This is a genomic window from Pseudomonas sp. MWU13-2517, assembly GCF_023242545.1.
Lineage (GTDB): Bacteria > Pseudomonadota > Gammaproteobacteria > Pseudomonadales > Pseudomonadaceae > Aquipseudomonas.
Genome location: NZ_JALMFA010000007.1, coordinates 256,552 through 278,420 on the forward strand (window position 1 = coordinate 256,552; position 21,869 = coordinate 278,420).

Annotated in this window: 20 protein-coding genes; 8 read left to right on the top strand and 12 right to left on the bottom strand. The window is 60.2% G+C overall.

Annotated elements, in window-relative coordinates; genetic code table 11:
• The first annotated feature begins 268 nt into the window (after positions 1–268).
• Both M5B97_RS12655 and M5B97_RS12660 read left to right on the top strand, forming a co-directional pair.
• A complete protein-coding gene (locus tag M5B97_RS12655; RefSeq protein WP_110621500.1) occupies positions 269–610 on the top strand; it encodes an antibiotic biosynthesis monooxygenase family protein in 342 nt (113 codons plus the stop codon).
• A gap of 41 nt (positions 611–651) precedes the next feature.
• Positions 652–897 (top strand): hypothetical protein, encoded by a 246-nt coding sequence (locus M5B97_RS12660; RefSeq protein ID WP_123715802.1) that lies wholly within the window; start codon positions 652–654, stop codon positions 895–897.
• A 126-nt stretch (positions 898–1,023) separates the two neighbouring features.
• Here M5B97_RS12660 and M5B97_RS12665 read toward each other — a convergent pair whose 3' ends face one another.
• The gene (locus tag M5B97_RS12665) at positions 1,024–1,656 is read right to left on the bottom strand and encodes a flavin reductase family protein (protein WP_123715754.1); all 633 of its coding nucleotides are present in this window, start codon (positions 1,654–1,656) and stop codon (positions 1,024–1,026) included.
• A 193-nt stretch (positions 1,657–1,849) separates the two neighbouring features.
• Here M5B97_RS12665 and M5B97_RS12670 point away from each other — a divergent pair, with 193 nt between their 5' ends.
• A complete protein-coding gene (locus M5B97_RS12670; RefSeq protein WP_123715753.1) occupies positions 1,850–2,605 on the top strand; it encodes a hypothetical protein in 756 nt (251 codons plus the stop codon).
• A 98-nt stretch (positions 2,606–2,703) separates the two neighbouring features.
• On the opposite strand, the gene M5B97_RS12675 is transcribed toward M5B97_RS12670, so the two are convergent.
• The 4 genes from M5B97_RS12675 to M5B97_RS12690 form a co-directional block, all read right to left on the bottom strand.
• A complete protein-coding gene (locus tag M5B97_RS12675) occupies positions 2,704–4,023 on the bottom strand; it encodes an MFS transporter (RefSeq protein WP_123715752.1) in 1,320 nt (439 codons plus the stop codon).
• Positions 4,024–4,189: 166 nt separating this feature from the next.
• Positions 4,190–5,524 (bottom strand): sigma-54 dependent transcriptional regulator, encoded by a 1,335-nt coding sequence (locus M5B97_RS12680; protein ID WP_248731625.1) that lies wholly within the window; start codon positions 5,522–5,524, stop codon positions 4,190–4,192.
• Positions 5,518–7,284 carry an ATP-binding protein gene (locus M5B97_RS12685; protein WP_248731626.1) on the bottom strand — a complete coding sequence of 589 codons (1,767 nt, stop codon included), beginning with the start codon at positions 7,282–7,284 and terminating at the stop codon, positions 5,518–5,520. Before M5B97_RS12685 ends, M5B97_RS12680 begins: the two co-directional genes overlap by 7 nt.
• 152 nt (positions 7,285–7,436) lie before the next feature.
• Complete coding sequence (locus M5B97_RS12690; protein ID WP_104994706.1) at positions 7,437–8,960, bottom strand: fumarate hydratase; 1,524 nt, start codon at positions 8,958–8,960, stop codon at positions 7,437–7,439.
• Between the two features lie 216 nt (positions 8,961–9,176).
• On the opposite strand from M5B97_RS12690, the gene M5B97_RS12695 reads away from it, so the two are divergent.
• Both M5B97_RS12695 and M5B97_RS12700 read left to right on the top strand, forming a co-directional pair.
• Positions 9,177–10,109 (top strand): iron-sulfur-binding ferredoxin reductase, encoded by a 933-nt coding sequence (locus M5B97_RS12695; protein WP_248731627.1) that lies wholly within the window; start codon positions 9,177–9,179, stop codon positions 10,107–10,109.
• A gap of 30 nt (positions 10,110–10,139) precedes the next feature.
• Positions 10,140–10,889, top strand: coding sequence for an enoyl-CoA hydratase-related protein (locus M5B97_RS12700; RefSeq protein ID WP_248731628.1), 750 nt, complete (start codon positions 10,140–10,142; stop codon positions 10,887–10,889).
• Between the two features lie 55 nt (positions 10,890–10,944).
• Here the strand turns inward: M5B97_RS12700 and pyk are convergent, their stop codons facing one another.
• A complete protein-coding gene (pyk, locus tag M5B97_RS12705; RefSeq protein ID WP_123715747.1) occupies positions 10,945–12,396 on the bottom strand; it encodes a pyruvate kinase in 1,452 nt (483 codons plus the stop codon).
• A gap of 175 nt (positions 12,397–12,571) precedes the next feature.
• Between pyk and M5B97_RS12710 the strand changes: the two genes are divergently transcribed.
• Both M5B97_RS12710 and M5B97_RS12715 read left to right on the top strand, forming a co-directional pair.
• Entirely contained in the window at positions 12,572–12,946 is a 375-nt protein-coding gene (locus M5B97_RS12710) for a tetratricopeptide repeat protein (protein WP_134660129.1), read from the top strand.
• A gap of 225 nt (positions 12,947–13,171) precedes the next feature.
• Entirely contained in the window at positions 13,172–13,531 is a 360-nt protein-coding gene (locus tag M5B97_RS12715; RefSeq protein WP_134660268.1) for a PilZ domain-containing protein, read from the top strand.
• A 58-nt stretch (positions 13,532–13,589) separates the two neighbouring features.
• Here M5B97_RS12715 and M5B97_RS12720 read toward each other — a convergent pair whose 3' ends face one another.
• The 6 genes from M5B97_RS12720 to M5B97_RS12745 are packed head-to-tail and all read right to left on the bottom strand — an operon-like array spanning position 13,590 to position 20,260.
• Positions 13,590–14,921, bottom strand: a complete 1,332-nt coding sequence (locus tag M5B97_RS12720) for a DUF58 domain-containing protein (protein ID WP_248731629.1) — start codon at positions 14,919–14,921, stop codon at positions 13,590–13,592.
• A gap of 7 nt (positions 14,922–14,928) precedes the next feature.
• The gene (locus M5B97_RS12725) at positions 14,929–15,924 is read right to left on the bottom strand and encodes a MoxR family ATPase (protein ID WP_134660127.1); all 996 of its coding nucleotides are present in this window, start codon (positions 15,922–15,924) and stop codon (positions 14,929–14,931) included.
• Positions 15,921–17,078: a DUF4350 domain-containing protein gene (locus M5B97_RS12730; RefSeq protein WP_134660126.1), complete on the bottom strand. Its 1,158-nt coding sequence runs from the start codon at positions 17,076–17,078 to the stop codon at positions 15,921–15,923. The genes M5B97_RS12725 and M5B97_RS12730 overlap by 4 nt, the downstream gene beginning before the upstream one ends.
• Positions 17,075–18,604 carry a DUF4129 domain-containing protein gene (locus tag M5B97_RS12735; RefSeq protein ID WP_248731630.1) on the bottom strand — a complete coding sequence of 510 codons (1,530 nt, stop codon included), beginning with the start codon at positions 18,602–18,604 and terminating at the stop codon, positions 17,075–17,077. The genes M5B97_RS12730 and M5B97_RS12735 overlap by 4 nt, the downstream gene beginning before the upstream one ends.
• The gene (locus M5B97_RS12740) at positions 18,591–19,571 is read right to left on the bottom strand and encodes a stage II sporulation protein M (protein ID WP_134660124.1); all 981 of its coding nucleotides are present in this window, start codon (positions 19,569–19,571) and stop codon (positions 18,591–18,593) included. The genes M5B97_RS12735 and M5B97_RS12740 overlap by 14 nt, the downstream gene beginning before the upstream one ends.
• Entirely contained in the window at positions 19,568–20,260 is a 693-nt protein-coding gene (locus tag M5B97_RS12745; RefSeq protein ID WP_248731631.1) for an RDD family protein, read from the bottom strand. The genes M5B97_RS12740 and M5B97_RS12745 overlap by 4 nt, the downstream gene beginning before the upstream one ends.
• Positions 20,261–20,427: 167 nt before the next feature.
• Here M5B97_RS12745 and sbcB point away from each other — a divergent pair, with 167 nt between their 5' ends.
• Positions 20,428–21,855 carry an exodeoxyribonuclease I gene (sbcB, locus tag M5B97_RS12750; RefSeq protein WP_248731644.1) on the top strand — a complete coding sequence of 476 codons (1,428 nt, stop codon included), beginning with the start codon at positions 20,428–20,430 and terminating at the stop codon, positions 21,853–21,855.
• Positions 21,856–21,869: the final 14 nt, after the last annotated feature.

A 21,869-nucleotide genomic window follows, 5' to 3' on the forward strand; every position in this document is an offset into this window, starting at 1 on the left:
TTACGTCGATTCTGCACAATCCTTGCCTGATCCTGCGATATGTCGTGAATCAGGCAAGCGCAGGCCCCGTCATCTCCCTGAAACACTGAGTGTGTGCCTGGCATATATCCTGCACGCCAGATGACCTGTCTACGCTTTTCGCAGGATTGTGCAATAAGCCTGCAGGAATCGACTAACCGCGCTCGCACCCGCGCCGTTATCTTTGATCCTGTGGCAACACGCCCTCACCGTGCTTGCCGAGTATCACTTCTCAACGGGAGAGTCGAACATGTCCACCCCCATTCCCGCGAGCCATATGGCCTTTATCCGTGCCCGTACCGGGTGCAGCACCGAACTCGGTGCACGCTTGAGCAGTTTGATCGAACCGGGCCGTCAGGCTCAGGGTTGCCTGCAATTCTCGTTGCAGCACTCCCAGGTCGATCCCGATGTGTGGCTGGTCTCGGGTTTCTGGAGCAGTGAGCAGGCGATGAGTGCCTACTTCAATTCGCCGGCCCTGATGATCTTTACCGAGCTGTTGAACGACATGGTAGTGCGCAGCATGGACTTCCAGACCTTCACCGATGCATCTGCCGTGAAAGCCTACGGCGAGTACCTGCAACTCGCCGGTTGAGGGTTAGAATGGCCGACTTTCCATTGGCCAGGACCTGCAACATGGCACGTAAACAATTTGCCCACCACGAAGCCGTTTCCGCCGTAGTACCGGGCGAAGGGGGCTATAGCGCCGCCGTTGCCGTCAAGGCACTGGATGGCATGGGCGCACCCCGTTTTCACAAGATCCTTGATGGACAAAAGTTCAAGACCGCCTCCGACGCCGATGATGCAGCGACGCTGCAACTTGATTACCTGGTCGATGTGGATGAAGACGGTCAACTCTCTTGGGCAACTGCCGCCAACTGAAGAACGCTGCCAATCCCAATGTGGAAGCGGACTTGCTCGCGAATGCGGCGCGTCAGTCGATAGTGCTGTGACTGACCCACCGCTCTCGCGAGCAAGCCCGCTCCCACAGGTTTTATTGCCGTTCAGTCAGCGTGGTGTTGCGCCTGGGCGATACATTTTGAACAGCGCTTCCGGCCCCAACTGGAAGTAGTCCGCCGGGCCGCCGCCGCGCAAAATCGGTTCGGCGGCAGCGGTATCGTAGATGCCATCCTTGAGCAACCACTTGGCGATGTGCACCGCGACCACCTCGCCCAGCACCAGCCAGCTCGGCACCAGCTGCTTGTCGGCGCGTTGCAGTTGAATGATCTGTGTCACCTTGCATTCAAACGATACCGGGCTCTCGCCCACCCGCGGTACGCCCACGATTTTCGAGGCCACCGGCGTCAGGCCGGATAATTCGAATTCGTTGACCTCTGGCGATACGGCGGCGCAACTCTGGTTCATCTGCTCGGCCAACGGGCGGGTGGCCAGGTTCCATACAAACTCGCCGGTCTGTTCGATGTTGTTGAGGCTGTCTTTACGCCCGACGCTGGAAAACCCGATGATCGGCGGAATGTAGTTGAACGCATTGAAGAAACTGTAGGGCGCCAGGTTCAGGCGGCCTTCGCGGTCGTGGGAAGAAATCCAGCCGATCGGCCGTGGCCCGACGATGGCATTGAACGGATCATGGGGCAGGCCGTGACCGTTGGCGGGTTCGTAGAAGTGGATATCGTCAGACATGGCCAGGAGTTCCTGCTGGTGGCTTTGGGGAGGAGGCCATACTGCAAGGCACAGCGCTGAATTTCCATCGGCCGTATGGAATTTTCATTGATTGCCCACCGAATTTTCACAGCTCTGCATTCAGTCTGCGCGCCAGGTCGACACCCCTCTAAGTCGACGTATTGAAAGACTGTGCTTCGGAGCCTTCTGCACCATGAACAAACTTCCTCAGATCACCCTGGCATTCTGGGTCATGAAAATCTGCGCAACTACCTTAGGCGAAACCGCTGGGGATTTGCTGTCGATGACCCTGAACGTTGGCTACGCCATCAGCTCGATGATCTTGATCAGCGTGTTCCTCGTTACCTTGCTGACGCAACTCTGGTCGAAAACCTACAACCCGGTGCTGTACTGGATCGTGATTTTGTCCACCAGCACGGCGGGCACCACCATGTCTGACTTCATGGACCGCACCCTGGGGCTGGGTTACGCCACAGGTTCCATGATCCTGATCGCGATCCTGATGATCATCTTCGCGTTGTGGCACCTCAGCGGCGACTCGCTGAACGTGAACAAAGTGCAGACCTTCCGGGGTGAATTGTTCTACTGGATGGCCATCCTGTTCTCCAACACCTTGGGCACGGCATTGGGCGACTTCCTGGCGGATGACTCCGGGCTGGGTTTCGCCGGCGGCGCCTTGTTGATCGGCTCGGCGATTGCGGTGGTGGTGGCACTCAAGTACTTCACCAGGATCTCGTCGGTGCTGTTGTTCTGGGTGGCGTTCGTGCTGACCCGGCCGTTTGGTGCGACGCTGGGTGACTTCCTCACCAAGCCCTATGAAAAGGGCGGCCTGGATTTCGGCACCATCGGTTCGTCGGCGGTGTTGGCGGCCGTACTGGTGGTGATGATTGCCGGCGCGTCGTATGCGCAACGCAAGTATGGGCGCGCTCCGGTAGCGGAAATTTCCTGATTCCAAATGCAGGAGGGGGGCTTGCTCCCGATGGCGTGCGTCAGTCAGTTATTTGTGACTGGCGCACCGCCATCGGGAGCAAGCCCCCTCTCACATTCTTAGTCCGTAGTGATGCGCGAGTGCTTGCGGGTGTCTTTCATGGTCACGTAGACCAGCAACGACACTGCGATACAGGCGGTCACGTACCAGTAGTAACCGGTTTCCATGCCGATGCTCTTGAACCACAGCGCGATGTATTCAGCGGTACCGCCGAAGATCGACACGGTCAGCGCATACGGCAGGCCCACGCCCAGAGCCCGGATCTCGGTGGGGAACAGCTCGGCCTTCACCACGGCGTTGATCGAGGTGTAGCCGCTGACGATGATCAGCGCCGCCATGATCAGGAAGAACGCGCCCCACCAGGTCTGGATGGTGTGCAGGGTGGTGAGGATCGGTACGGTGCAGAGCGTGCCGAGGATGCCGAAGGCGATCAGGATCGGCCGACGCCCAACCTTGTCCGAGAGCCCGCCGACGAGGGGTTGCAGGCACATGAACAGAAACAGCGTGGCTGCCGAGATGGTGGTGGAGTCGGAGATGCTCATGCCGACGGTATTCACCAGGTATTTCTGCATGTAAGTGGTGTAGGTGTAGAACGCCAGGGTGCCACCCATGGTCAGGCCAACCACGGTCATCAGTTCCTTGGGATGGCGCAGCAAGGTGCGCATCGCGCTTTCCTTGGCCTTCTCCTTTTTGGTGAACGACTCGGTTTCTTCCATGCCACGACGCAGGTACAGCGCGACGACCGCGCACAGGGCGCCGATGGCGAACGGGATGCGCCAGCCCCAGGCATACAGTTGTTCGGTGGTCAGCACTTGTTGCAGCACGATCAACACCGCCAGCGCGATGAGCTGCCCGGAGATCAGGGTCACGTACTGGAAGCTTGAGAAGAAACCGCGACGTTCCTTGGTCGCCATTTCACTCAGGTAAGTGGCCGAAGTGCCGTATTCGCCACCGACCGACAAACCTTGCAGCAGGCGGGCGAAGACCAACAGGATCGGCGCGCCGATGCCGATGGTGTCGTAGCCGGGGCTCAGGGCGATCAGCAGCGAACCGAAGCACATCAGCAAGACCGATGCCATCAGTGCAGCCTTGCGGCCCTTATAGTCGGCATACATCCCCATCAACCAGCCGCCGATAGGGCGCATCAGGAAACCCACGGCGAAGATCGCAGCGGTGTTCATCAATTGAGCGGTGGAGGAGCCTGCCGGGAAGAAGGTCTTGGCGAAGTACAACGAGAAGGCGGCGTAGACGTACCAGTCGTACCACTCGACCATGTTGCCGACCGAACCACTGAAAATCGATTTGATGCGGCTGGAGGTGGTGCGCTCTTTTGCCGGCGCGGCCGCCGACCCCAGAGGCAGGGTGTTGGAGTTATCCATTGAAGGATCCTTCATCTAGTTGTTTTTATGGAGCAGCGCGTGCGCAGCCTGGTTCGGGCTATAGCAGGAGCTGTGCCAGGAGGATGAAGGCCCGGTCTAGAAGGGTTGCAGGATTATTTTGAGCGGAAAACCGCCGATGGTTTTCAGGTGATGAGCGAAAGTCCGCTCATTCATCCTTCATGAACATGTCTCGGGCGAGGCCATGGCGCTGCATTTTTTCATTGAAGGTCCGGCGCGGCAGTTGCAGTTCCGCCAGCACCGCCTTGATATCGCCCTTATGCCGGGTCAATGCCGCCTTCAGGCAATGAGCCTCGAAGGCTTCCTGTTGCGCGGCCAGGGATTGCCCGGCCTCGATAGCGTCCGGCTCCTGTTCGCCCAGCCCCAGTACCTGGCGTTCGGCAACGTTGGCCAGCTCGCGTACATTGCCCGGCCAGTCATGGCTGAGCAGGCGTCCCAATTGCACGCCGCTCAGCGGCGCGGCGCTACGGCCCAGGCGTTCGGCGGCAGTCTGGGCAAAGTGATCGAACAGCAGTGGAATATCTTCGCGGCGGTCGCGCAAGGGCGGCAGGCGCAACTGGGCGACGTTCAATCGATAAGCCAGGTCTTCACGAAAGCGCCCGGCACGGGCCTCTTCGAGCAAGTCGGGTTTGGTGGCGGCGATGATGCGCAGGTCCACGTGGATACTTTGGTTGGAGCCCAGCCGTTCCAGCTTTTGCTCCTGCAACACGCGCAGCAGTTTCACCTGCTGGGCCAGGGGCATGCTTTCGATTTCATCCAGGAACAGCGTGCCGCCGTGGGCGTATTCCAGCTTGCCGATACGCTTGCCCTGGGCGCCGGTAAAGGCACCGCTTTCGTGGCCGAACAGCTCGGCTTCAAACAGCTGCTCGGGGATCGCCGCACAGTTGAGCGCCACAAATGGCTTCTTCGCCCGCGGGCCGAAATCATGCAGGCAGCGGGCGACCAGTTCCTTACCGCTGCCGGTCTCGCCACGGATCAGCACATTGACCGGCAGGTTCGCCAGGTCCAGTACCTGGCGACGCAGGGTCTGTAAGCCCCGGGACACGCCAAGCAGGCTGGATTCAAGTTGTGCCCGGTGGTCGGCCTGTTGGTGCAGGCGACGGTTTTCCAGGATCAGCCGGCGCTTGTCCAGGGCGCGACGCAGGCTATTGAGCAGGGCATCGGGGCTGAAGGGTTTTTCCAGGAAATCGTAGGCGCCGTCGCGCATGGCTTCCACCGCCATCGGCACGTCGCCATGACCCGTAAGCAGGATCACCGGCAAGTCGGCATCGCGGCGTTGCACTTCGGCCAGCAACTCCAGGCCGCTGAGCCCGGGCATGCGCACGTCGCTCAAGATGACACCGGGAAAGTCCTTGGGCAGTTGCGCCAGGCAGGCCTCGGCGCGATTGAACAACTGCACGTCAAACCCCGACAGGCTCAGCCATTGCTCGACGGCCGTGCGAATGCTGGCTTCGTCATCGACGACAATCACCGCGTTCAACATAGGTCGGGTGTCTCCAGTGCAATAGGCAAGGTCAGGGTGAACACGGCGCCGTCGCCACGATTACCGGCCATCAGGCGCCCGCCCAATTCGTGCACGATAGCGTAAGACACGGCCAGTCCCAGGCCCAGCCCGTCACCCACCGGTTTGGTGGTGAAGAAGGGGTCGAACACGCTGCTCAAATGTTCATCGGCAATCCCGCCGCCGCTGTCGCTGACGGTCAGTTGCCACAATTGCTGATCGGCATGCAGACGGATTTCCAGGCGCTTGCGCGGTTTGTCGGCCATTGCATCCAGCGCGTTGCGCAACAGGTTGATCAACACCTGTTCAAGGCGGATGGCATCGCCGCGCACCCAGGCGGGACGGGCCAGGTCCAGCACGACACCGATGGCCTCATCGCGCAGGCGCGCATCGAGCAGGTGCAGCGACTGGTCGACCACAGTGGCCAGGTCCAGGCGTTCACGCAGGCCACTGGGGCTTTTGCGGGCGAACGTCTTGAGGTGGCCGGTAAGCGCGGCCATGCGCGTGAGCATGTCGTCCAGCGGGGTGAGCGCTTTGTAGGCGTCGTCCACGCGGCCATGGTCCAGCAACAGGCGCAGCGTCGCCAATTGCATGCGTTGGGCGGTCAGTGGCTGGTTGATTTCATGGGCGAGGGCGGCAGACATCTGGCCCAATGCCGCCAGCTTTGCCGATTGCACCAAGCCATCCTGGGCCATGCGCAAGGCTTGAGTGCGTTCCGCCACAAGTTGTTCGAGTTCTTCGCGGCTGCGCTGGCGCAAACGGGCCAGGCGCCAGCGTTGGGTCAGAAACAGCGTCAGGAACACCAGCGCCAGCCAGGAGCCGGCGGCGGCGAGGCCGGCATTGCGTTGGTCTTCAAAGTCGAACTGAGGTTTGCGCAGCAGGTGCAACGTCCAACCTTCGGCCTTCAGCGGCAGCGACTCCCAGATGTAATTGGCGCTGCCGTCGGGACCGTTGACGCGCATCAGGTGGCTGTTGTCGTCGAAACGTTGCAGTGCTTGGGTCTCCAGCGGCTGCAAACGTTTTTTGTCGTATTGGCGCGTGGCCTTGAGCTCGGCGAGGTCGCCGTCCGACAGCGGGCGCAGGTTGCGATACCGCCAGCCTGGCTGGTTGGCGATAAATACGATGCCGCGCGCGTCGCTCACCAGCAGCAGGTCGTTGCCCTGGGCCCACTCGCGTTCAAGCTCGGGGAACTCCAGCTTCACCACCATGGCGCCGAGAAACTGCTCGTGTTCATCCACCACCGCGCTGGAGAGAAAGTAACCGGGAATGCCGGTGGTCACGCCCACCGCATAAAAGCGCCCGGTACCCTGGCTCAGGGTCTGGCTGAAATAGGGGCGAAATGCGTAGTTATGGCCAACATAGCTGCTGGGCAGGTTCCAGTTGCTGGCGGCGACAGCCAGGCCGGTGCGGTCCATCAGTTCCAGGGTGGAGGACTGCGCCGCGCCGTTGATACGTTCAAGTTTGCGGTTGAGCACGTCCTGGGTGATGGCATCCAGCGGGCCTTTCAGCGCGTTGATCATTTCCGAGTCCAGCGCCAGCACGGCGGGCAGGGCACGGTAGCGTTCGATCAGGGTGTGCAGGGAGTTACCGTAGAGCGTGAGCTGCTGTTTGGCGCGTGTGGCGTCGTCTACCAGGGCCTGGCGTTCGGCGTGGCGGGTGGCCAAGGCTGCGGCCAGCAGCGCACCGGCGATGATCAACAGGGAGTAGAAGGTCAGGCGCAGTGGGCGAGGGATCACGATCATACGGTGATGGGCAGGCGCAGTCAGGGGTAAGCACCATATCACGAGCGGCTGGAGTCGGTGGTGAGCGCCCCGTGCACATTGGGCTGCACCCAGGATAAAAAAAGACGACTGGGCCATTGGCCGCAGTCGCCTTTATCCTTGCGAGGAAGCGCTTACTGCACTTCTACCGCCAGGCTGTCACTGATCTTTTTCTGCCAGATGGCAGGACCGGTGATGTGGACGGATTCGCCCTTGCTGTCCACCGCGACGGTGACCGGCATGTCTTTCACCTCGAACTCGTAGATCGCTTCCATGCCCAGTTCGGCGAAAGCCACGACACGCGACTTCTTGATGGCCTGGGCCACCAGGTAAGCGGCGCCGCCGACGGCCATCAGGTACACGGCTTTATGGTCCTTGATCGCTTCGATCGCAGTTGGACCACGTTCGGATTTGCCGATCATGCCCAGCAGGCCGGTTTGCTCGAGGATCTGACGGGTGAACTTGTCCATCCGCGTCGCGGTGGTCGGGCCTGCCGGGCCAACGACTTCTTCGCGCACCGGATCAACCGGGCCGACGTAGTAGATGAAGCGGCCCTTGAGGTCCACCGGCAGGGTTTCGCCCTTGTTCAGCATCTCGACCATGCGCTTATGCGCCGCGTCGCGACCGGTGAGCATCTTGCCGTTGAGCAACACGGTTTCGCCCGGCTTCCAGCTCTGCACTTCTTCCGGGGTCAAGGTGTCGAGGTTTACGCGGCGGGCCGAAGGGCCGGCTTCCCAGACGATTTCCGGGTAGGCATCCAGCGGTGGCGCTTCCAGCGACGCCGGGCCCGAACCGTCGAGCACGAAGTGTGCGTGACGGGTGGCGGCGCAGTTGGGGATCATGCACACCGGCAAGGATGCCGCGTGGGTCGGATAGTCCATGATCTTCACGTCGAGTACGGTGGTCAGGCCACCCAGGCCCTGGGCGCCGATGCCCAGTTGGTTGACCTTCTCGAACAGCTCCAGGCGCATCTCTTCGATACGGTTCTGCGGGCCGCGCTTTTTCAGCTCATGGATGTCGATGGATTCCATCAACACTTCCTTGGCCATGACGGCGGCTTTCTCGGCGGTGCCGCCGATGCCGATGCCCAGCATGCCCGGTGGGCACCAGCCGGCACCCATGGTCGGAACGGTCTTGAGTACCCAGTCGACGATCGAGTCGGACGGGTTGAGCATGGCCATTTTCGACTTGTTCTCGGAACCGCCGCCCTTGGCTGCCACGTCCACTTCCACGGTGTTACCCGGGACGATGGAGTAGTGGATCACGGCCGGGGTGTTGTCCTTGGTGTTCTTGCGCGCACCTGCCGGGTCGGCAAGGATGGATGCACGCAGGACGTTTTCCGGCAGGTTGTAGGCGCGACGCACGCCTTCGTTGATCATGTCGTCCAGGCCCATGGTGGCGCCGTCCCAGCGCACGTCCATGCCCACGCGCACGAACACGGTGACGATACCGGTGTCCTGGCAGATCGGGCGGTGGCCGGTGGCGCACATGCGCGAGTTGATCAGGATCTGGGCGATGGAGTCACGGGCCGCTGGCGATTCTTCGCGCAGGTAGGCTTCGTGCATGGCCTGGATGAAGTCAACGGGGTGGTAATAGGAAATGAATTGCAGGGCGTCGGCAACGCTCTGAATCAGGTCGTCTTGCTTGATCACGGTCATGAGTCGCGCTCCTCTATAAGGGAACATTCAATAAAGGTGGCGTCAGTGTTGCATCGGTCGGCTGACGCCACCTTTCCAAGGCACGCCAAAGTGGTGCAGGCGCGACGCTAAAAAGGCGCGGCAGTATAACCCGGCGCGGTGGCCGATACACCCGACTATGGTCAAACTGTCGCAGGCATGATTCCCTGTGTGCGCCCCTAATGATTGAGTCCTTATATGCCTGAACTGTACGTCGGTGAGCGCCATTGGTCGGTGACCGCCGGCAGTAATCTGCTGGATGTCCTGAACCAGGCTGGTGTGGGCGTGCCCTACAGTTGCCGGGCGGGCAGTTGCCATGCGTGCCTGGTGCGTTGCCTGGGTGAGGTAGAGGACAAGCTGCCCGACGCCTTGAGTCCGGCGCAACGCCAGGATGGCTGGCGCCTGGCGTGTCAGTGCCAGGTCAGCGGCGATCTGCACGTCGAAGCGTTCGACCCCACGCGTGACGGTTTGCCGGCCCAGGTGGTGGGTGTGGACTGGCTCAGCCCGACGGTACTGCGCCTGCGCCTGCAACCGGAACGAGGCCTGCGTTATCGGGCCGGGCAGCACCTGGTGTTGTGGGCGGGGCAGGTAGCGAGGCCGTACTCCTTGGCGAGCTTGCCGCAAGAGGATGCGTTCCTGGAGTTTCACCTCGATTGCCGCCTGCCTGGTGAGTTCAGTGATCTTGCCCGGCAGTTGCAGCCGGGTGACCGTCTGCGCTTGGGTGAACTGCGCGGCGGCGCGCTGCAATACGACCCCGACTGGCAAAATCGACCCTTGTGGCTGCTGGCGTCCGGCACGGGCCTGGGGCCGCTGTGGGGCGTGTTGCGTGAGGCTTTGCGCCAGGATCATCAGGGTGACATTCGCGTGATTCATCTAGCCCATGATGCTGCCGGGCATTATTTGGCCGAACCCCTGGCGCAGTTGGCTGCACAGCATCCAAACGTGTCGGTGGAACTGTGGACGGCGGCGCAGGCGACCCTGGCATTGGCGCAACTGCGGCTTGTTTCAAGGCAAACTATGGCCTTACTCTGCGGGCACCCGGCCAGTGTCGAAGCGTTTTCCAAGCGCCTGTTCCTGGCGGGACTGCCGCGTAATCAACTGCTGGCCGATGTGTTCCTGCCCCGTGGTTGAGCGCTGAACTCTACAGCCGCGAGATTCACCATGACCAACGCCATCCAGCAGCAACGCGAACGTGGGCTGCTGACCTTGCAGCTCAATCGCCCCGACAAGAAGAACGCCCTGACCCGCGCCATGTACATGCAACTGGCCGAGGCACTGGAGCAGGCGGATGCGGATGAAAGTATCCGCTGCGTGCTGATCCAGGGCAGCAGTGTGTGTTTTACCGCCGGCAACGACATCGGCGATTTTCTTGAACAGCCGCCCAGCGATCTCGACAGCCCACCGTTTTATTTCATGAAAAGCCTGCTCAACTGCCGCAAACCGGTGATCGCCGCTGTAGCGGGGGCTGCAGTGGGCATTGGCACGACCCTGTTGCTGCATTGCGACCTGGTGTATATCAGCCGTGATGCGCGGCTGCGCATGCCGTTCGTCAACCTGGGGCTGTGCCCCGAGTTTGGTTCGAGCCTTATTCTGCCGAGGTTGTTGGGGCATGCGAAGGCTGCCGAATTGTTGCTGCTGGGCGAGGGGTTTACCGGCGAGCAGGCGGCAGCCTGGGGGATTGCCACCGAGGCGCTGGACAGCGGCGAGGCGGCGTTGGCCAAGGCGCGGGAGATCGCCGAGCGCTTTGAAGGCCTTGCACCGGGAGCGGTGCAGGTGACCAAGCAACTCATGAAGAGTGTTGATCGCGAGCAATTGCGCCAGGTGATCGAGGAGGAGGGCGCTTTGTTTGTCCAGCGATTGAAGTCGCCGGAGGCGATTGCCGCGTTGTCGGGGTTTATCAACCGATCCTGAGAAACAAAAAGCCCCGCCATTCACATGGCAGGGCTTTTGTTTATCAGCGTGTCACTCAGACCTGTGGGTCGCCCACATGCAGGATCTTCATGCCATTGGTGCCACCCGTGGTGTGGTAGCTGTCGCCCTTGGTCAGGATGACCCAGTCGCCTTTCTCTACAACGCCACGTTTGACCAGTTCGTCGATCGCCTTCTGGCTGACTTCGTTCGGCGCCAGCGACGCCGGATCGAACGGAACGGTGTACACGCCACGGAACAGCGCCGTACGGGCCTGGGCTTCACGGTGCGGGGTGAACGCGTAAATCGGCACCGACGAACGGATGCGCGACATGATCAACGGCGTGTAACCACTTTCGGTCAAGGCGATGATCGCTTTGACGCCCGGGAAATGGTTGGCGGTGTACATGGCGGCCAGGGCGATGCTCTGGTCGCAGCTTTCGAACACTTTGCCGATACGGTGGCTGGAGGTCTTGCTGGTCGGGTGCTTTTCAGCGCCGACGCAGATACGCGCCATGGCTTGAACAGCTTCCAGTGGGTACGGGCCGGCGGCGCTTTCAGCCGAGAGCATTACGGCGTCGGTGTAGTCGAGCACGGCGTTGGCCACGTCGGACACTTCGGCACGGGTCGGCATCGGGTTCTGGATCATCGACTCCATCATCTGGGTCGCCACGATCACCGCTTTGTTGTGGCGACGGGCGTGCAGGATGATTTTCTTCTGGATACCGATCAGCTCGGCGTCGCCGATTTCCACACCCAGGTCGCCACGGGCAACCATCACGGCGTCCGAAGCGTTGATCAGGCCGTCGAGGGTTTCGTCATCGGCCACGGCTTCGGCGCGTTCGATCTTCGCCACCAGCCAGGCGGTGCCGCCGGCTTCGTCACGCAGCTTACGGGCGTATTCCATGTCGGCGGCGTCGCGCGGGAAGGACACGGCGAGGTAGTCCACTTCCATTTCGGCGGCGAGCTTGATGTCGGCCTTGTCTTTTTCAGTCAGCGCCGGCGCCGTCAGGCCACCACCGCGACGGTTGATGCCTTTGTGGTCGGAGAGCGGGCCGCCAATGATCACGGTGCAATGCAGTTCAGTAGGCGTGGCGGTATCGACGCGCATGACCACGCGACCGTCGTCCAGCAGCAACTCGTCACCGACGCCGCAGTCCTTGACCAGGTCCGGGTAGTCGATACCCACGACTTGCTGGTTGCCTTCGGTCAGCGAATGGCTGGTGGAAAAGGTGAAGGTGTCACCGATCTTCAGCTCGATACGCTTGTTGGCGAATTTGGCGATACGGATTTTCGGGCCTTGCAGGTCACCCAGCAATGCAACGAAGCGACCGTGCTTGGCGGCCAGGTCACGCACCAGTTTGGCGCGAGCCTTGTGCTCGTCCGGGGTGCCGTGGGAGAAGTTCAGACGGGCGACGTCCAAACCAGCCAGAATCAGTTGTTCGAGGACTTCCGGCGAATTGCTGGCCGGACCTAGGGTTGCGACGATTTTGGTACGACGGACGGACATGCACAGACTCCTGAGTTCAAGCGCTGGAGAAGGCTACTATGCTCTTTCGTTGTAGTCATTGTTCGTTTGCACTACTTATCGATGATTGACTTGTTTTCGTTGCGGTTGAATAGGTGAACGCCCTTGAAGATTTTCGACAAGGGGTCGATACACTGCACAAGACAGGAGAACCCCCATGCGAATTTTGCTCGTTGCTGCCTTGGCCGTCAGTGTTGTCGGCTGTACCCGCTGGTCGATGGACCATCATTTGAACAATGCTTACCGTGCCTACGGGGTGGGTGATTGCGAGCGTGTCACCCTTGAGTTGTCCCAGGTCGACCGTGAAAGCCGTTCCCGCCGTTACGTGCAACCCGAAGTTTCCATGCTGCGCGGGCAATGCCTGGAACGCCAGAAGCTGTTCGTGGATGCCGCGCAAACCTATCAATTCATCATCAGCCAGTATCCTGCGAGTGAATACGCCTATCGCGCCCGTGCCAGGCTCGATACCTTGCAGCAGTTGGGGCACTACCCCGGCGCCAGCGTGGCACAGCCGCGTCCCGCATCGTTGTAATGGTATTTGTCGTTGCATTGCTGGCCCGTTGCCAGGCTTGAGCTATCCTTTGAATGTCCGTTTGTACAAGTTTTCTATTCGAGCGGATGAGTAGCCCGGATTTGGCAGCTGTTTCGTGGCAATACACTGACTATTGTCACACCGATATCCTGGGAGAGCGGGCAATTGGCTCGTTCCGAATCACTGGCACGGCCAGATTCATGGCCACTGGACGGCGATCTCACCATGGTTACCGAACGAAGGATCGAACGGCATCAGTTATCTTGTTTTTTGCAGGTGTTCAATCGTCTGACCGACAAGCCAATCGGCTTTCTGGGCAATGTGTCTGAAGACGGGCTGATGTTGATCAGCCAATTACCCATGATGGTTAACGTGGACTTCGAGCTGCGTCTGAAGCTTCCAGGGCTGGGAGGCGAGTTCCAGGCCGTTGACCTCACGGCGACGTGTTTGTGGAGTCATGAGGATATCAACCCGCAGCAGTACGATTCAGGCTTCTGCATACGTCAGGCGCCCGAAGAGTATCGGCGGTTGATCACTGCGTTATTGCATTATTTCAGTTTCGATCCGCTGCAGGCTTCTGCTTGAACACTGCGCGTCGTCGGCTCGGTCAGGGGCTTTTCCTCGACCGGGACCGTGCTTTCTTTTAGAAAACCCCAGCTTTTTTCCAACCCAGATAGCGCGTGACCAGCTTGGCTCCCAACTCGGACGGCAAGGCATCAAGCATCGATAGCCCGTGGGCGTTCAAACGATCATGGAGTTCGTTGCGGCTGTTGAGGTAATCGATCGCACCACTGTAGGCCAGCGCTTCCGACAGGGTCTGCACGGGGACCTGGCGCAGTTCATCGAGGACATGTTCTCGCAGGCTGGCCACCATCACCCGGTGTTGCCGGCTGATCCGATTGACCGCGGTCATGAGTGCCTCATCGTCCTCATCGCGCAGATTGGTCACGACGATCACCAGCGCCCGGCGCTTTTGTCGAGCCAGCAGATGGCTTGCGGCGGCCTGGTAGTCGGCTGTTTTACGAGTGGTATCCAGGTCGTAAACCGTATTGAGCAAGAGGTTCAGTTGACCACTGCCCTTGACCGGCGTCAGGTAACGCGGTTGGTCGCTGGCAAAGGTGCACAGTCCCACCGCATCACCCTGTCGCAATGCGACATAGCTGAGCAACAGGCAGGCGTTGAGGGCGTGATCGAAGTGGGAGAGCTCGTCATCCTGGCTGCGCATGCGTCGACCGCAGTCGAGCATGAACACGATTTGCTGGTCGCGCTCATCCTGATATTCCCGGGCAATTGGCGTGCGTTGCCGTGCAGTCGCTTTCCAGTCGATCTGGCGCAGGCTGTCACCCTCGCGAAACTCGCGCAACTGATGAAACTCCAGCCCCAAGCCTCGACGCGGGCGTTGACGTACGCCGAGTTGGCTCAGCCAGTTGTCCACACCCTGCAACTGCGCGCCGTACAAGCGGGCGAAATCCGGGTAAACGCGGGTAACATCCCTGGCCTCAATCAAGCGTCGTGCCGACCACAACCCCAAGGGGCTGGGCAGGTGGATTTCGCAACGGCTGAAGCTGAAATGCCCTCGTCGCAAGGGACGAACACGGTACCCCAGCGCGCTATGCTCGCCAGGACGCAGCTCGATGGACTGCGGCAGGTTCTCCACGCTCAAGCCATCAGGAACGTGATCGAACACCGTCAAGGTCAAGGGTTGCGGGTAATTGTGTTCCACTGCCAGCCTGACTTCCCCCCAGCGTCCCAGCGCCAGGCTGCCGGGTATTTGCCTTTCTACCCGTGGCGAAGAGCGGCGGCGCAGGCGGAATGCGTCCAGCAGCGATAGCAGCAACAATGCCAGCAACAAGCCCCAGGCCACCGAATATACAGTGTCGGGCAGCTTGAACTGCAAGGCTGCCGCAGCGCCCAGCAGAATGTTCAAGCCGAGCAGCACGCCAAGCCAGATCAGCAGCAGACGGGTCGGTTTCATTTCCGCGTCATTGCCTTGGAGCCGGAATCTGATCAAGCAACTGCTTGAGCACCTGGTCTACCTCCAGCCCATCGATGTCCAGCTCAGGCGCAATACGTACCCGGTGACGCAGTACAGCCAGGGCGCAGCCCTTGATGTCGTCTGGTGTGACAAATTCCCCGCCGCGCAGCAGGGCACGCGCGCGAGCTCCGCGCACCAGAGCGATGGACGCCCGTGGGCCGGCGCCGATGGTCAGCCCTGGCCAACTGCGTGTGGTGCGCGCGATGCGTACCGCATAATCGAGCACTTGTTCATCCAGGGGCATCTCACTGGCGATCTGTTGCATCTGCACCACATCGTCGGCGTGCAGCACAGTGCGCAATGGTTGCACGTCCAGCATGTCCGCCCGGGATGAGCGTGTTACTTCGCGAACCATATCCACTTCTTGCTGGGCGTCGGGATAGTCCATGCGCACCTTGAGCATAAAGCGATCCAGCTCGGCTTCCGGCAGGGGGTAGGTGCCTTCCTGTTCGATGGGGTTCTGGGTGGCCAGCACCATGAACGGTTGGCCGATGGGCAACGCTTCGCCCTCAAGGGTCACTTGCCGTTCCTGCATGGCTTCAAGCAGCGCGGCCTGGGTCTTGGCTGGAGCGCGGTTGATTTCGTCGGCCAGCAGCAAGTGAGTGAACACCGGCCCCTTGCGCAGCTTGAACTGTTCGGTATGCCGGTCATAGACGGCGTGGCCGGTGACATCGCTGGGCATCAGGTCAGGGGTGAACTGGATGCGTGCGAAATCGCCACCAAAACAGCGGGCCAATGCGCGGACCAATAGGGTCTTGCCCAGGCCAGGCACCCCTTCGAGCAATACATGGCCTCCCGCAATCAGTGCTGTGAGCACGTCATCAATGATCTGATCCTGACCGATCACGGCTTTGCGCAATTCAACGCGCAAAGCCTGGGCCTGTTGGCTGGCATGCTGCAGGGTTGCGCCGGTCAGGGCTTTGGTCGGTGGGTATTCGCTCATAGGGCATTCCTGAGGGTTTGCAGGCACGTCACTTGCCGGCTGAAATCGGCGCTGGAGAGCCGCCTCGGCGGGAGTGGGCCGAGCGCCTGGCTGATGGCATGGGAGGGTTGTCGGGTCAGGTGTTCCAGTACCTGCCATTGTGCTGCGGTGTCGAGGTGTTCAAAGCCTGGGTGGCGCTTGCGGGCGGCGCGCAGGATGTCGCGTTGCAACGCTTGCAACAATGCGCCCTGCCCACCGCGACGCAGCAGAAAATCGGCGCTGGCCTTCAAATGCTCCTGCAACTGTCGGCGCGCCTTGGGTTCTGGCGGTTGTATCGGGCCTTCGCGCATGCCGGCGTGCCACAGCGCCAGGATTATCAGTGCGAAAAGTGCCACCAAAGCCTGGGGGAAATAGCGCAACAACAAGGTGAGTAAATTGTCCGCGTTGTTGTTGAACAACAACGTCACGCCAGTGTTCTGGTTGAGGTACCACAGCAGCCAGGCGTTATCGTGTTTACCGATATTCGGGGTTTTCCACAGGTCGCTGTCGGTGACCACCGTCACATGGCCTTGCCCAAGGTCGAGTTGCATCAGGTGGCTGGACTTGGCGCTATTGGCTGAAAACTGGGCAAGGTGTCTTGGGTCGGTGAGGTTGAAGTTGGTATCGAAACTGAAGTAAGCCGGGGCGGTTTCATTGTCGACGTAGAGCTTGGTCAAGTCCGGTGCTTTCTTTTTACGTGGCGATGCCGGCTCGTCGAACGTATCACTCAGGGTTTGGTGAATCTCCAGGCGATCCAGCAGCAGGTCGCCACTCTTGCCCGTTTCCTCATCCCACAACGCCTCGGCCACCACCAGCAGGTGGCCTCCGGCCTTTGTCCAACCCAACAGTTGCTCGACCTGGCGCGGGGTCATGTTGCTGCGCTCGCCCAGCAGCAACAGGCTTTGGCCTTTAGCTGGCAGATCGGCCAGCCGTTCGATGCCATTCGCATGCTCCACTGTCAGGCCTTGCCTGCGTAGGAAGTACTCGGCTGCCAGATAGGGATTGGCCTGTGCCTGCGCGGACGGGCCGTGGTCGATTACTTCGTCATAAGGGATCGCCTTGTGCCACGCGTACAGACCGCCAGCTCCCAGCAGGCAAACCAGCAGCAGCGCCACCCACAGCAATGGCCTGTTCATTGGTGCATTCCCGAACTGAAGAGCACACGCCAATCGTTGCAAAGCTGTTGTTGGGCAGCAGTCGGAGGAAGGCGGTGCCCATACGCAAGGTTTTGCCAGTGGCGTGTCAGTTCGTCGCTGAAAGCCAGCAACTGCGGTTGCTGTAAACGATGAACGTGTTCCAGTACCTGGCCTTCGGTATCGGCGTTTTTCAGCGGTAGGTTGAACTCGTGCAGTAGCCGGCTGAGCAGGCCGCGATACAGCAGGCCCAAGGCTTCCCGGGGTTGGGTGGACCATAGCTGTTCGGCAGTGCCGGCAATATCTTCCGGCAAGGTTTCAACCCCCAGGTCCAACCCGAACAACTGAGCGGGAACCGGTTTGACCGCTTTGGGTAAGGGCTGTCGGCTACGTTGCACAAACGTACGCATCCATTCACGGTAGCGCCACACCAGTAGGGCAATTGCGCCAATCAACAGGCTCCATAGCAGTATTTTCAAGCCTTCGGCGACGTGTTTGAAGGCATTACTGTTGAGGTTATCCAACAGTGCCTGCAGCCATGCGGGCAATTTACCGTCGCCTTTTGTTTTGCTCCTGACGGCGGTTTTTTCTTCGCCAAAGCGATAACGGGTGACGGTTTCAGGGTTCTTGAAGGGAGGATGCTCCAGCACCTCCTGAATGGATTGGCTGGCGGAGTGAGTACTGAGCTGTTTGGAGCCCACGGGTTCGGCTGCCATGGCCGGTGGAGTGACTTGCGCGAGCATCAACCCGACCACCACCAGTAGCAGCGGGACGATGCCACTTAGACGCTGGCGCAGGCTGCGGAATATCAGTTCCAGATCCCAGGCCTCCAGGGCAGTACGGCGGTTGAGATACAGACTGAAACCGCAGGCGACGTAGATGGGTTCCCAGAACACCAGTATCAAGGCGTAGGCAGCATTGCCCAGATGTTCCACCCATAGGTCGTTCGAGCCTGATGCCAACGCCATTCGTTGCCAGTCCCAGTCCAGTTCCAGCTGTTCTGGAATGAATAGATAGAACAGGGCCATGCAACCAAACCATAGGCCGATTTCCAGGTGCATCCCGATGGTGGTCAGCCAGCGTGCTGCTCCAGCGTTATGCTGCAGCAATACTCCCAGGCGTTTCTGACGTGCCAGGCCGTCCAGCCCCTCAAGCTGGTTTACCGGCAGCACAAAGCTGCGGCTCAGGCTCAGTCGGCGCCAGGTCAGGCTGGCCAGCAGTTGGCCCTTGAGCAGGCGCGGCCAATGGCGCACGGCTTGCCTGGTGCTGGGTATTTCACCAAACAGGGCCTTGGAAAGGATGTACAGCGGGAGGCGGTCGAAGGCCGGTTTGAGCCACCAGAACAGGAACAGTGAAAAAGACGGGTATTCCCACAGCAATACCGTGAGCAAGGTAAATATCGGCAAAGTGACCATCGCCCAACTGCTCATTAACAGCCGGCGATGTGCCCTGGCCATGAGTACGCCAAGGTCCATGGCTTCCCAGGAGGTACGGGGGCGAATCACCACGCTGGCATCAGTCAGGCGCATGACGGGACCGTCCAGCCAGGCTCAGGTAAGCGGCCACCAACAACCACAGTACGGCGCCCACGAGGTATTTGATCCAGGGGGCGATCGTGGCGATGGATGACCAGTACGCTTCGATAAACGCAGCGATCAGCAGGAATACCATCACGCCACAGAGCATCTGCACGCTTTTGCGCGCTGCCAGGCGCAGGGACTCGCTGCGCGTCAAATGCCCGGGAGATATCAGCGACCAGCCCAGTTGCAAACCTGCCGCGCCGGCCAGAGCGATGGCACTGAGTTCGAATGCACCGTGACCGATCACAAATGACCAGAACGTCTGGCCATAGCCGATTTCGGTCAGGTGCCCGGAGATCGCCCCGATGATCAAACCGTTGAAAATCAGGAAGAACACACTGCCCAGGCCAAACAGCAAGCCGGCGGCAAATGTCTGGAAGGCGATGCCGATGTTGTGCATCACGTAATAGCCAAACATCATCCAGTCTTCGCTGGAGGCTCGTTCGGCCGCGCGTCCCAGGTGGCTGCCATCGGGGTCGTACATGCCTTGCATTTCAGCGACCTGTTGAGGGCTGACGATGCTGTAGATCAGGTCGGGGAACAGATAGACCAGCAGGGCTATACCCACGAGGCTGCCAAAGAACAACAGGCTGGCGACCAGCAAAAAGCGCCACTGCTCGCGCACCAGGCGGGGGAAGTCGGCCAGGATGAAAGCCAATACGTTCGCCGCCAGTTGGCTGCGATGACGGTACAGTTGTTGGTGCCCGCGCAGTGCGAGTTGCTGTAGCGGGTCCACCAGGTAGCTGCTATAGCCGCGCTCCTGGGCCAGGGCCAGGTGTTGGCAAAGCCGCCGATACTGATAGGGGAAGTCGGTGACATCACCGGCCTTGGCTTTACCTTGTTCCAACTGTTCCAGTTGTCTGGCGAAGGTTTGCCATTGCTGCTGGTGGCGGCTTTCAAATTGGCTCTGCTTCATGTCGGCCCCAACAAGCCGCGAGCCACACCGTTGAGTTGTTCCGCTGCACGGGCCGGGGACACGTGCAGGGGCACAGCGAGGATCGAGGCCAGTTCATGCACTCGCTCGGCCGACAGTTCGCCCTGGCGTTCGGCGAACGCGAGGATGGCACGTTGTTCGTTCAGGTCCAGTGCAAAAGGCAGGCGCAGGGCGGCAGCTTGAGGTATGCGGGGCCGAACCAGCGGCTTCTCGCGGTAGACCACCAGCGTCCCGGCGGCCAGGTCGCCGAGCCGTTTGAAATGTGGGTGTTGCAGGCAACTGATGGCGCCGAGGAAGTAGCCGAAAGGCAGCATGTCGACAAAGCGCAACAGGTTGCGGATCAGGGAGGCCGACCAGCCGATGGGTGTGCCGTCGTCCTGCACGACACGCAGGCCCATGACCTGCTTGCCTGGGGAACTGCCCTGGTTGAGGACTTCAAACAGCACCATGTACCACCAACTGACCAGGAACAGGAGCAGCGAGCCCAGGCCGATGCCGATGTTGCCAAGCAGCGCCAGGGGCACGATCAGGATAGCCATGAGCAGCCCACGCAGACCCAGGTCAAAAGCGAAGGCTAATGCTCGTGCCGGCAAGCCGGCGGGGCGCAAGGGCAGGTCGATACCCTCCGGGGTTTCGATCTGGTAGCGGGTATCCAGCGGGGCTGATGGCATTGCGATCCTTGGCAGTGCTGAGCGGTTAACAGACACGGATGCTAGCAGTGTCGACGGTGGAAGCAACCCTCCAAGGTTTTACTGGGTATTTGTACAGTACAGGTATCGCTGGCCCCGGACGCCTCGCTGCGCCTAGACTTTGTCGATCTTCAGCACAGGAACAGCTCGTGACCTCCATTTTCTGGTACGACTATGAAACCACCGGCATCAACCCACGCAGCGATCGCCCGCTCCAGGTGGCCGGAATTCGTACCGACCTCGAACTCAACGAGATTGGCCCGCCGCTCAATCTTTATTGTCAACCCAGCGACGATATCCTGCCCCATCCGGCTGCCTGCATGATCACCGGTATTACCCCTGGCGTGCTGGCGGAGAAGGGCTTGGCCGAAGCCGACTTCATGACGCGGGTGCACACCGAGTTGGCTGCGCCCGGCACGTGCGGTGCCGGCTATAACACCCTGCGGTTCGACGATGAAATGACGCGCTACAGCTTGTATCGAAATTTTTTCGATCCTTACGCACGGGAGTGGCAGGGGGGAAACAGTCGCTGGGATTTGATCGATGTAGTCCGCACCGCCTACGCCCTGCGTCCCGAGGGGATTGCCTGGCCGGAGCAGGATGGGCGGGTAACCCTCAAACTGGAGCGGTTGACGCAAGCCAATGGTATCGATCACGGGCAGGCTCATGATGCGTTGTCCGATGTGCGTGCAACCATCGCCCTGGCACGGCTGGTTCGAGAAAAACAGCCCAAGTTGTATGAATGGCTGTTTCAACTGCGCAGTAAGCAACGGGTGATGGATCAGGTGCGCCTGTTGCAACCGATGGTGCATATTTCCGGGCGGTTCTCCGCCGAGCGCCATTACCTGGGGGTAGTGCTGCCGTTAGCCTGGCACCCGCGCAATCGCAATGCGTTGATCGTCTGCGACCTCGGGCTTGACCCCCAGGCTTTGCTGGACCTGGACGCCGATGTGTTGCGTCAGCGCCTCTACACGCGCCGTGATGACCTAGGGGAAGGTGAACTGCCGGTTCCTCTCAAGTTGTTGCATATCAACCGTTGTCCGGTCGTTGCCCCGCTGAATGTGTTACGGGCGCAGGACCGCGAGCGTCTTCAGTTGGATATGGACACCTGTCAGGCGCGGGCACTGCGACTAACTGACGCACAGGAAGTTTGGCGTGACAAGTTGGCAGCCATTTACAGCGAGGAAGATTTTGCATCGACTGCCGACCCCGAGCAGCAGCTCTACGATGGTTTTATCGGCGACCGCGATCGCCGTTTATGCGAACAAGTCCGTGCGGCGGAGCCTGCACAACTAGCACGTCAGCAGTGGCCTTTCGATGATCATCGTTTGCCGGAATTATTATTTCGCTACCGTGCCCGTAACTTTCCTGAAACCCTGGACAACGACGAGCAACAACGTTGGAAACTTTTTTGTCAGCAGCGTTTGTCAAATGCTGAATGGGGAGCACCCAATACGCTGTTCGCATTTAAACAAGCATGCTCAGAGTTGGCTGTTAGTGCTACACCGTTTCAGTGCCAGGTACTGGACCAATGGCAGGAGTATGCCGATTCGCTGGCTGCTCGTTTGAACGTGTAGTCGCTAGTTGCAGA